This is a genomic window from Micropruina sp. (assembly GCF_047606365.1).
GTDB lineage: Bacteria > Actinomycetota > Actinomycetes > Propionibacteriales > Propionibacteriaceae > Micropruina.
The window spans coordinates 46944-57585 of record NZ_JASGEN010000047.1; the positions used below are offsets into that span (position 1 = coordinate 46944).

Here is a 10642-nt window from a genome sequence, read left to right on the forward strand (position 1 = left end):
CGGCTCTGGCCGACGTCGCGGCGTCGGTGCCCACTTCACACTGGTCGAAACGACGATGATCGGATGACGATCGAGGCGGAAACGAAAGAGAGCAACGTGAGTATTCAGAGCGTCGCACCACACGGCGGATTCGCCATCGTCCCACCGGGCAAGGTCCTCGACTTTATCGATGGAGTCACGCTCCGCCAGGACACCCCGGAGGAGTACGTCCGGCAGGAGATCCTGAAGTCGCTCGTTCGCGAGTACGGGTATGACAAGACTGACATTCGAGTCGAGTTCCCGATCAAGTTCGGTAGCCGCAGAGTGCGCGTCGACATCGTCGTCTTCCCTCCCGGGCTGAAGGCCACCGAGCAGACCCAGTCGGCGGCGTGGCTCATCATCGAGTGCAAGAACGCCAAGGTGAAGCCGTCCATGAAGAAGGACGGCGTAGAGCAGATGCTCAGTTATATGGCGGCCTGCCCGAACGTCGAAGTCGGCATGTGGACCAACGGCGAGGACATGGCGAGCTTCGCGTTCGAGGTCGACGGCTCCGGCAAGCGGGTCGAAGTCGAGATTCCTGATATCCCACACAGCGGGGACGCGGCCGAGGCCGGCACCCCGCGGTTCGATCAGCTGCGCCCCGCCGCTTCAGACTCGCTGCTGTTCGCATTCCGCCGCGCGCACAGCTACATCGCCGGTAACCAGGGCATGCAGAAGCCGGAGGCGTTCTGGGAACTGCTGAAGCTCATCTTCTGCAAGATTCAGGATGAGCGCGACTCGGCGTCGCCTGAGTTCTACGCGACTCCGAAGGAACGCCAGAACATGACGGGCCTGATGCGGTGCGCGAACCGGATCGGGAAGCTCTTCGAGACCGTCACGAAGCAGTACCCGCAGATCTTCAAGGCATCCGAGCAGATCGAACTCGAGCCCAAGGTGCTGGCGTACATCGTCACGCAACTCCAGATGTACTCGCTCCTCGACTCGGATGTCGACGTCAAGGGCAAGGCCTATGAGGAAGTCGTCGGGTCGAACCTCCGTGGGGATCGCGGCGAGTTCTTCACGCCGCGCAACGTCTGCAACATGATGGTCGACATGCTGGACCCGGGCGACAAGGACCTCATCCTGGACCCGGCTTGTGGTACGGGCGGGTTCCTGATCGCGGCCATGAACCACGTTCTCGCGACCGTCAAGCGACAGGTCCGGGAGTCCGGCCGCAGCAAGCAGCTCCAGGACGAGACGCTCCGGAACCGCAAGAAGTACTTCCTCGAGAACAATCTCGTCGGGCTGGACTTCAACCCGAATCTCGTGCGCGCGACCAAGATGAACATGGTCATGAACAACGACGGTTCCGGCGGGCTGTTCCAAGCGAATTCGCTCGACAACCCCACCCGGTGGACCGAGGACCTGCGGCAGCGGGATCTCGTCGGCTCGGTCGACGTGATCCTGACGAATCCGCCGTTCGGGTCGAAGATTCCGATTGACGACCCTACGATCCTCGACCAGTTCGATCTCGGCCATCACTGGGAGTACGACGACGAGCACGATGTTTGGGTAAAGACCACCAAGACCAGTTCACGTCCGCCAGAGATCCTCTTCATCGAGCGCTGCATCCAGCTTCTGAAGCCGGGAACGGGGCGCGCCGCCCTGGTGCTCCCGGACGGCATCCTGGGGAGCCCGAGCCTCGGATTCGTGCGGCAGTGGATCCTGACCTACGCCACCATCCTCGCGTCGGTCGACCTGCATCCGGACACGTTCCAGCCCGGCACCAGCGTGCAGACGTCGGTGCTCGTTCTGCAGCGGAAGACCGAGCGGCAGGTGCGTGAGGAGATCGCGGCCGGCCGCATCAACGACTACGACATCTTCATGGCGGTCTGCGACCACATCGGCCATGACAAGCGCGGCAATGCGATCTTCATGCGCGATGACCAAGGCTTCGAGATCGTTCAGGAGACCGAGGACGCAGTCACCACCGCGGCCGATGGAGACGGTGAAGAGAAGGCGCACCTCGCCAAGGAACGAGTGGTCGACGACAACACCCAGCAAATCGCGGAGGAGTTCAGGGCATGGCTCAGAACGCTCTGAAGATCTCGACACCGGCTCCCGTCGGCGACGATCTCGCTCCAGATGTCCTGTGGGCCCCTGTCAGCTCACGCGTACTCAGGCATGGCAGCCGTCGTCTTGAGGCATCCACTTTTCTGACGGACGGATACGGGCTCAGGCAGGGGCTCGAGGTGCTGCCGTCGACCGTTTCGATGTCGCTGATGGCGCACGTGTGGCAGCCGAATCGCTTGAAGGGATACCCGGTCGAGGACGGGAAGGGCTTGCCCTTTCTCTCCGCTGGGCAGGTGTTCGAGGGACAGCCACGTGTGCGCAAGTGGCTCGCCACCGCCATGGTTCCGCGTGCCGAGAGCCGCTATCTCGAACCCGACTGGATCATGATGTCCTGCTCAGGCGAAGTCGGCCGAGTGACAGCCGTTTACGACGAGCACCTCGACAAGGTGATCACCCACGACCTGCTGCGCGTGGTGCCTCTCGACGGAGCCGACTACGGCTGGCTCTACGCCTATATGAAGACCCCGACGTTCTTCGCGATCGCTCGAAGCTCGCAGTACGGCCACATGATCAAGCACCTGGAGCCCGGGCATGTGCTCGACATGCCCGTAGCGATGCCCGAGGCGAACATCAGGGAACGAATCAGCGCCAAGGCGACCAAGGCTCTGCGGCTGCGGCAGTCCTCTCGCCGACTCCAGGCGGAAGCGGACACTGCGTACGTGCGTCTAGTGAACCCGCAGCAGATTCCGTTGGAGACATCGTTCTCGACTCGAGTGAGCGCGTCGTCGCTGACCTCGGGGAGACGCCGTTTCGAGGGCCAGTTCTATCGCTCCGATGTGCTGCAGGTGGAGCAACTCGTCCAGGCTGCTGCTGCCTACGCCCAGCCACTGACCGACCTGGTCGAGTCCGTCACGATGTCACCGAGATTCAAGCGGTACTTCGGGCCGAACGGCACGACGTACAGGTCGGCGGGCGAGTTGTTCGACGTCAACCCGGCCGTCACCAAGCGCATATACGCTGGGCTCCTCGACAATGCCGAGGTGTACATGCTTCGCCCCGGGGAGATGATCATGGCTCGCTCCGGGCAGACGTACGGCCTTTTGGGCAGGACGATGGTTCTCAATGAAAACCATGCCGGGTCCTTCGGGAGCGAAGACCTGATCCGTATCGTCCCCGACGAGGCCAAAGCTAGAACTGGTTACCTTCAGACAGTCCTTAACCACGTTGACTACGGCAGGCCACGCGTGGTCCGCTATGCCTCGGGTACTTCGGTGCCGCACCTCGATCCGCCGGACATTCGCGAGGTATTGATACCGCGCTTCGATTCGGCTCAGGAAGAGGCCATAGCCGATCTCAGTGATGAAGCCACGCAGCTTGGTGCCCAGGCTGACCGTCTGGAGACTGAAGCCGTTCAGGCGGCCGAGAACGCCGTCTCCGCCCTGACTGGTCGGCATGGTTCGCTTCGCCCGCTTCACGCCGATGCGTGACTGCGAGTGGGTGGAGTTCCGGTTCTCGAATTGACCTCGTGGCGGCTCTGGCGCAAGGGATGTCGCAGTCATGACGGGGATGCGGCTGGAGCTCATTCCTGTCACCGAGGATGAGCAACTTGCTGCACTCGAGCGCTTGGTCTGCGGCGATCAGCAGGGAACTGCGGAGTTCGGCGGCTTCTACGGGCGAGCGCGGACACGTCTTGCACCTCTCCTCGGGCCCGACCGCCGGGCCTGGCTGATTGAACTCGACGGTGTCCTGGTCGGATTCGTGGACGCCGACAACGATGCCGGCCGTGTCGGACTCGCCTATTTCGTGATCGCTTCCTTCCGCGGCAAGGGTGTCGCCAAGCAAGCCGTCGCCCGCATCCTCACCGCTGGTGTCTGGCCCGGCGCCGCGCTCTACACAGCCACCATCGCGGACCAGAACGTCGCGAGCATCGGTGTCGCGCGTGCGACCGGATTCCAGTTCGTAGGGAGGACCGACTACGGAGACGAGGTCTGGGAGCATCACGTGGCCGAGATATCCCGCCCGGAAACTGACGCCGAATGAGACGGGCTTACTCAAACAGCGACTATGCGGGACGCAACGCGGTCGAGTTCCGCTTCAGTTCGCAGTCTCACCCCGGGATAGGCGCTCTGCGCTGCATTTCAGGAAGAGACTGCGTCCGGACGCGCGTAGGTCAAGGCGAGGTTCCCCTTGGGGAATGACTTGACGTCGATCAGCTGCAACCTGGTGAACTCGGTGAACAGCGGGCTGCCGCTGCCGTGGGCGAAGGGGCTGACCAGCAGGTGGTACTCGTCGACGAGGTCCGCGCGGACGAGCGCCTGAGCGAATCGCACGCCGCCGTGCGCGAGGATCGGGCCGCCGTCCTGGGCTTTCAACCTGGCAACCTCGGTGGCCAGGTCCCCGGAACAGACAGTCGTCGTCGCCCACGGGGTGTCGATCGGCGATCGGGAGAAGACGACCTTGGGGATGGCGTTCATCGCGTCGGCCTCGGGTCCTCTCTGGAACGGCCAGTACCCGGCCATGTCGCGGTAGGTGCGAGCACCCATCGCGTGGGCACCGGCCGAGCCGAGCACGGTGGCCATGTGCGCGACGAACTCCTCGTCCTCGTCGTACTCGAGGAAGAAGTCGTCGCGTACGCCTGCGGGCGCTGCGGCGTACCCGTCGAGGGACAGGCTGTGGCGGAGGATTAGTGGGCGCATGACGACTCCAAGGACCGGATCGCCCCCGACCTCATGGAGGGCGGTGATCTCACCGTACTCGTCCTCCTGTCCGATCGAGGCGACCGGGGGCCGGCAGCCACGATCTCGACAAGATCGAAGGTCACACCGCTGAACGTGGCGTGATCTTCGATCCGGCAGGAACCACTCGTCAGCCATTGCGTCGTCAAGTGCTTGCAGATCAGAATCACCTTGCGCTACGGTACAGGTGCTCTTGATTTGCAAGCACTTTGGAGGCCGTCATGCCGCGCACGCGAGTCCACAACCTGTTCGTGTCGTCCGATGGATTCGCCGCCGGCGACTACGTGACGCTGGAGAAGCCGATCGGCGAGGCGAGGGCGCTCTTCGCCCGATTCGACGGCCGTGTCATCCACGGCATTCATGGTGTCGACGAACCGGTGACGGTGGACCGTGCATTGTTCAGCACCTGGGGGCAGGGCATCGGTGCCGAAATCATGGGCCGTCGCAAGTACGGACCGCAGAGCGGTGAATGGCCGGACGACGGATGGCAGGGCTGGTGGGGAGAAGCGCCGCCGTTCCTTACGCCGGTCTTCATTCTCACCCACTACCCGCGCGAGAGCATCGAGTTCGCCAACGGCACCAGCTTCCACTTCATCAACGCCTCGCCCGAGGAGGCGCTTCGACTGGCGCAGCAGGCTGCCGGTGGACTGGACGTCCGGATCGGCGGCGGTCCGACGACGGTGAGCGAATTCCTCCAGGCTGACCTCATCGACTTCCTGCATGTGGCGATCGTGCCGGTCGTACTGGGCACCGGCGTGCGGATCTGGGATCACCTCGCCGGCCTGGAGGACCGGTTCACCGTCGAGTCGATCAGCACGTCCAGCGGCCTGACCCATCAACTGTGGAACAGGAATCGCTAAGGATGGGCTGATCAAAGCCTCTCCATCGTCATCCCGGACTTGATCCGGGATCCTTCCCGCCTGAGAGCCCGGGATGACGTGAATGACCAGCGCTTCCCCAACAATCGAACCTCTTCGTTCACCGCTGGTCACCTACCCCTAGGCCGCCACACGTCCTCATAGGCTGCTTGGGATGACTCACGAGGTAGCGATTCGCCCGGCCCGGGCCGAGGAGGCCGCGGCACTGACCGAACTGGCGCTTCGCTCGAAGAGCCACTGGGGGTACGACGCCGAGTTCCTCGCCGCCTGCCGAGCGGAACTGACCGTCCGTCCGGATGAGTGCGCTTCGGGCGCGATCAGGGTTGCCGTGGACGGGCCAAGAATCCTCGGCTTCCATTGCCTGCGCGGCACCCCACCGCACGGCGAACTCGCCTCACTCTTCGTCGATCTCGATGCGATCGGACGAGGCGTGGGCGACCTGCTGCTCAAGGACGTCCTGAGCGAAGCGACCGTGCGCGGCTTCGACGACCTGACCCTCGAGGCCGATCCGGGTGCGGAGCCCTTCTACGCCCACTACGGCGCGGTTCGAATCGGCGCGACGGCGAGCGGCTCGATCGCCGGCCGGGTTCTGCCTCGAATGCGGCTCACCCTCACTTCAATGCGCGACCATCGGGAGAGTTGAGACCGGCGTACAGGATCTCGACCCCATGGGTCGTGACCTCTTTGATGACGGCACTGGCCGGACTGGCATCGGTGATCACTCCGGAGACTTGACCCCAGGGCAGCACACGGTAGGGCGAGGCCGTGCCGATCTTCTCGGACGAGGCGAGTATGTAGGTCTCGGCCGCGCGCGCGGCAAGGGCCCGCTTCATCGCGGCGTCCTCGGCGTCCCCGGTGGTGAGCCCGGCCTCCGGGTGGACTCCGGTGACGCCGATGAAGCAGAGGTCGGCCGAGACGTACTGGGCGGCCTCGACGGCAGCGGCCCCGCAGGTGACGGCGGAGTGTTTGAAGATCCGGCCACCCAGCATGAACAGCTCAGCCCGGGGATGCTGCAGCAGCGCCGACGCGATGGTCGGGCTGTTGGTGATCACGGTGCATTCCAGTTCCTTCGGAAGCAGCTGGGCGACCGCGAGCGCGGTGGTGCCACCGTCGAGGATGAGTACTCCGCCGGGGCGGACCAGGGAAGCCGCCTTCGCGGCCACCGCCCGCTTGCCCTCGGGCTCGACGCTCTGGCGGGCGGCGTAGTCAACGATGGCGGGCGAGGTCGGCAACGCACCCCCATAGACCCGCTGACATAGCCCCTCGGCGGCCAGGTCACGCAGGTCGCGACGGATGCTGTCCACCGAGATGCCTAGATCGTCCGCGGCGTCCGTGGCCACGATCTTGCCTGTTTCCGCAAGAATCTTGAGCAGGTGGGCGCGGCGCTGAGCGGCAAGCATCCACATTCCTTCCTGTTTATCCATATTATTGCATGTATGGTGGCCGCCATGACGACAGCACAGGCAGCATGAAGACCCCCGGCGTCGACGTCCCGGACCATCGGGGACGCACCGGTCTTGATCGCACCGGGCGAGAGCTGGACCGCAACCCGGACGTGGTGATCCGAGATGTCGAGCTGACTTCGCAGGGCTGGCACGTGCTCAGGCGCACCACCTTCGACTATCGGCGACGTGACGGGCGCTGGGAACGCCAGCAGCGGGAGACCTATGACCGCGGGAACGGCGCGGTGATCCTTCCCTACGACGTCGAGCGTCGAACGGTCCTGCTGACCCGCCAGTTCAGGTTTTCGGCTTACGTGAACGATCATCCGGACGGGCTCCTCATCGAAGCAGCGGCAGGGCTTCTGGACGCCGACGACCCCCTCACCGCCATTCGTCGCGAGAGCGCCGAGGAACTGGGCGTGACCCTCAGCCGGATCGAGCACGTCTTCGACGCGTACATGAGCCCCGGCTCGGTCACCGAGCGGCTGCACTTCTTCGCGGCCGCCTACACGCCCGAGAACCGAACGAGCGAGGGCGGCGGGGTTGCCGACGAGGGCGAGGACATCGAAGTGCTCGAACTCGACTTCGGCGAAGCGCTCGCGATGATCAGGGAGGGGCAGATCACCGACGGCAAGACCATCATGCTGTTGCAGTGGGCGGCCCTGCACGGTCCATTCGCCCCGGGCGATCGCCCCTAGTTCGGTGCCGGGTTCGGACTCCGCCCTGTCGAGCAGCTGCGACTGGCCAGCCTCTCCAGTCAGTCCGACTCGCGGGCGTGGGTGCCGACGTTGACCACCCGTCCGGACGAGTCCCGGTAGAAGAAGCGGCGCACGCCCCAGGCAAGCATCTGCACGACCCTCGGTCCACCCCGTTGCGGGGTTGTGGCGCCCACGTCGCGTGCCAGGATGGCTGGATGGTTCTCGCCACCCCGAACCTGCTGACGGATCGTCTTCTGCTGCGGCCCTTCACTGAAGCCGATGCCGACGATCTCTTCGCCTTGCAGAGCGATCCGCAGGTGTTGCGCTACTGGGATTCGCCGCCCTGGACCGAGCGGGCATCGATCGCGCGCTTCATGGCCCGCTGCGAAAAGATGGCCGAGGACGGCAGCGGCGCACGCGTTGTCATCGAGCACAGGTCCGGCGGCGCCTTCCTCGGCTGGTGCACCGTCAGCAGTTGGAATCCCGACTTTCGCAGCGCTTCCCTCGGCTACATCCTCAGCCAGGACGCCTGGGGGCACGGCTACGCCACCGAGGCGGCGCGGGCCCTGCTCCGGTGGGCTTTCGACACGCTCGACCTCAACCGCGTCCAAGCCGAGGCAGACACCCGCAATCTCGCGTCCGCACGGGTGCTGGAGAAGCTCGGCTTCGTCCGCGAGGGCACCCTCCGCGAGGACTGCATCGTCAACGGCGACGTGTCGGACACCTGGGTGTACGGCCTATTGAGACGCGAATGGGTGGGCTGATCCCCTAGTCAGCGCCGCGTCGGCGTTGGTCGGCGCTCCAGGTGTGGTCGGCGATGGCGTCGGCGACCACCTTGCGATACATGGCGCCCTCAGGCCCGCGGTAGAGATCTCTCGCGAAGTAACGAGAGCTCTCCAGGTAGGGAGCACTGTTGTGAACGCGGGCGGCCAGATCGGTCAGATATTCGTGGCCGCCGCTGCGATAGGCCTCAAGTTCGGCGTCGTCCAGCCGGATCAGCGCGGAATCGTCGATCAGCGCGCTGTAGCTGTAGCGGGCGTCCAGGTAGACGCCGCCCCGGTGCCCGAGAAGGAACCAGGCGCCGCTCTCATGATCGAGGTAGTGCATCGCTCCCAGTGAAGCAGGTCTGCCGCTATCCGCTGCGAACAGCCACCCGGAAACCGGTTGCACTTTGCATTCAGTCGGCCTACGCTCAAGTGATTGCGACTTGCAACCGGCAAGGCGCCGACTGCCTTCAGCAACGTCAGGAGTGGACATGATCACCCAGCTACTCGCCAACTGTGCCGTCAGCGATCTGGAGCGCGCTGAACAGTGGTACGTGCGGCTGTTCGGCCGCGCACCGGACGCCCGCCCGATGCCGGGCCTGCTCGAATGGCATCTCGCACAGACCTTCGGCATCCAGCTCTGGACCGATCCCGACCGGGCCGGCAAGTCGACGGTTGTGCTCGGGGAGTCCGAGCTCGACGCCGCGGCCGACCGACTCACCAGGGTCGGGATCGACCATGACGGCCCCCAGCCGGGCGGCGGCGCACGGATTCTGCAGATCGTCGATCCCGACGGCAACCGTGTGTGCTGACCGGACCCTGATCGGGCTAGGGGTGATGCCGCGACAATAACCGGACTGCCTTCGCCCAACAGCGGGCGCTGACAGGGAGTGGGACCCGCCTGTCCGCGGGCCCCACGGCCCCCCTGCTACACCGCGTGGTTCGCCAACAGGCGGCGGTCCGGATCGACGGCCCCCCGCACCGCCTGCAACCGTTGCCATGCCTGTGCCGCGTACCCGGCGGCGACATCGACGAGGTTGTCGTCGAAGTTCAGAAAGCGTGCCCCGTTCGCCCACGGTGTGAGTGCCGCGACGGCGCGGTTCACGTCGAGCTGGCCCTGCATCGCCATCTCGGGCGTCGCCGCGATGGCCAGGAAGAAGGCCAGATACTGCCCGTCCAGCTGAGCCAGGGCCGCGTCGGACGGACGGCTGAGAGCCCCGCCCAGGTGCCGGATCTCGGCGGATAGCACGCTGCTTCCCGACTCGGGTCCGGCCGCTGCCAGGAACGCCTCGATCGCCTCCGCCGGGAACGCGCCCAGCAGCGAGGATGCCGACACCGACGGGGTGGGGCCCTCCGGATCCATGTGGATGCGGGTCAGCGCCGCGGCCGGCATCCGAGTGAAGGTGTCCATCTCCGGGTTCAAGGCACGCAGCGGCGCCAGCAGTTCGACGGACTCCTCGTCGGAGCCGAGGATGGCCCCGTCGATCACCACCAGCTTCCGGCCGCTCAGGAACGGCGGCAGTTCCGGCAGCGGCGGCAGGTTCATCAGCCGCAGCGACGTGCTGGCCGCGTCCGGAGCGGTGCGCGTCCACTCGGCCCAGCCGTGGACGACCTCGGCAGCCCGCTCGGCCGGCCAGATCAGCGCCCCAGCGTAGGCGTCCGGGATCGGCAACAGATCGAATTCGAGCGCGGTCACCACGCCGAAGCTGCCACCGCCGCCCTTGATCGCCCAGAACAGGTCGGGTTCGTGCTCGGCGTCGGCGCGCACCAGGCGTCCGTCGGCCAGCACCAACTCGACCGCACGCAGGTGGTGCGCGGCCAGCCCGTGCTGGCGTCCGTACCAGGAGAGACCGCCGCCCAGGGTGTAGCCGGCGACGGCGACGTCGGGAGACGAGCCGTGCAGGGCCGCGAGACCGTGCGCGGCGGCCGCCTCGACAACCGCCTGCCACAGGGTGCCGCCCAGCACCCGCGCCACTCGATGTTCGGGATCGATGCTCACCCCGGTCAGCTCATGGAGCCGGACGAGGACGACGTCGGACAGGTCGGTGCGGGCGAACGGGCCGGCGCCGTGCCCGCTGCTCTGCGGCGCGATCC

General features: G+C 65.6%; 12 protein-coding genes. 8 read left to right on the plus strand and 4 right to left on the minus strand.

The window, feature by feature from the left end; all coding sequences use genetic code 11:
* The first annotated feature begins 63 nt into the window (after nt 1-63).
* From QM624_RS06275 to QM624_RS06285, 3 genes are all read left to right on the plus strand, one after another.
* Nucleotides 64-2061 (plus strand): N-6 DNA methylase, encoded by a 1998-nt coding sequence (locus tag QM624_RS06275; protein WP_415089876.1) that lies wholly within the window; start codon nt 64-66, stop codon nt 2059-2061.
* Nucleotides 2043-3518 (plus strand): hypothetical protein, encoded by a 1476-nt coding sequence (locus tag QM624_RS06280; RefSeq protein ID WP_415089878.1) that lies wholly within the window; start codon nt 2043-2045, stop codon nt 3516-3518. The genes QM624_RS06275 and QM624_RS06280 overlap by 19 nt, the downstream gene beginning before the upstream one ends.
* A gap of 70 nt (nt 3519-3588) precedes the next feature.
* Nucleotides 3589-4071, plus strand: a complete 483-nt coding sequence (locus QM624_RS06285; RefSeq protein ID WP_415089880.1) for a GNAT family N-acetyltransferase — start codon at nt 3589-3591, stop codon at nt 4069-4071.
* Nucleotides 4072-4169: 98 nt separating this feature from the next.
* Here the strand turns inward: QM624_RS06285 and QM624_RS06290 are convergent, their stop codons facing one another.
* Nucleotides 4170-4727, minus strand: a complete 558-nt coding sequence (locus QM624_RS06290; RefSeq protein WP_415089882.1) for a dihydrofolate reductase family protein — start codon at nt 4725-4727, stop codon at nt 4170-4172.
* A gap of 260 nt (nt 4728-4987) precedes the next feature.
* Here QM624_RS06290 and QM624_RS06295 point away from each other — a divergent pair, with 260 nt between their 5' ends.
* Nucleotides 4988-5626, plus strand: a complete 639-nt coding sequence (locus QM624_RS06295) for a dihydrofolate reductase family protein (protein ID WP_415089884.1) — start codon at nt 4988-4990, stop codon at nt 5624-5626.
* A 172-nt stretch (nt 5627-5798) separates the two neighbouring features.
* Nucleotides 5799-6287 carry a GNAT family N-acetyltransferase gene (locus tag QM624_RS06300; RefSeq protein ID WP_415089886.1) on the plus strand — a complete coding sequence of 163 codons (489 nt, stop codon included), beginning with the start codon at nt 5799-5801 and terminating at the stop codon, nt 6285-6287.
* Here the strand turns inward: QM624_RS06300 and QM624_RS06305 are convergent.
* Nucleotides 6256-7044, minus strand: a complete 789-nt coding sequence (locus QM624_RS06305) for a DeoR/GlpR family DNA-binding transcription regulator (RefSeq protein WP_415089888.1) — start codon at nt 7042-7044, stop codon at nt 6256-6258. The genes QM624_RS06300 and QM624_RS06305 overlap by 32 nt on opposite strands.
* 68 nt (nt 7045-7112) lie before the next feature.
* Here QM624_RS06305 and QM624_RS06310 point away from each other — a divergent pair, with 68 nt between their 5' ends.
* Together QM624_RS06310 and QM624_RS06315 are read left to right on the plus strand one after the other, a co-directional pair.
* Entirely contained in the window at nt 7113-7784 is a 672-nt protein-coding gene (locus tag QM624_RS06310) for an NUDIX domain-containing protein (protein ID WP_415089890.1), read from the plus strand.
* 215 nt (nt 7785-7999) lie between these two features.
* Nucleotides 8000-8548: a GNAT family N-acetyltransferase gene (locus QM624_RS06315; RefSeq protein ID WP_415089892.1), complete on the plus strand. Its 549-nt coding sequence runs from the start codon at nt 8000-8002 to the stop codon at nt 8546-8548.
* Between the two features lie 4 nt (nt 8549-8552).
* Here QM624_RS06315 and QM624_RS06320 read toward each other — a convergent pair whose 3' ends face one another.
* Nucleotides 8553-8891 carry a hypothetical protein gene (locus QM624_RS06320; protein WP_415089894.1) on the minus strand — a complete coding sequence of 113 codons (339 nt, stop codon included), beginning with the start codon at nt 8889-8891 and terminating at the stop codon, nt 8553-8555.
* A gap of 148 nt (nt 8892-9039) precedes the next feature.
* On the opposite strand from QM624_RS06320, the gene QM624_RS06325 reads away from it, so the two are divergent.
* Nucleotides 9040-9360, plus strand: coding sequence for a VOC family protein (locus tag QM624_RS06325; RefSeq protein ID WP_415089896.1), 321 nt, complete (start codon nt 9040-9042; stop codon nt 9358-9360).
* Nucleotides 9361-9476: 116 nt separating this feature from the next.
* Here QM624_RS06325 and QM624_RS06330 read toward each other — a convergent pair.
* Nucleotides 9477-10642: FAD-binding oxidoreductase (locus QM624_RS06330; RefSeq protein ID WP_415089898.1), on the minus strand; the 1166-nt coding region annotated here is incomplete at its 5' end.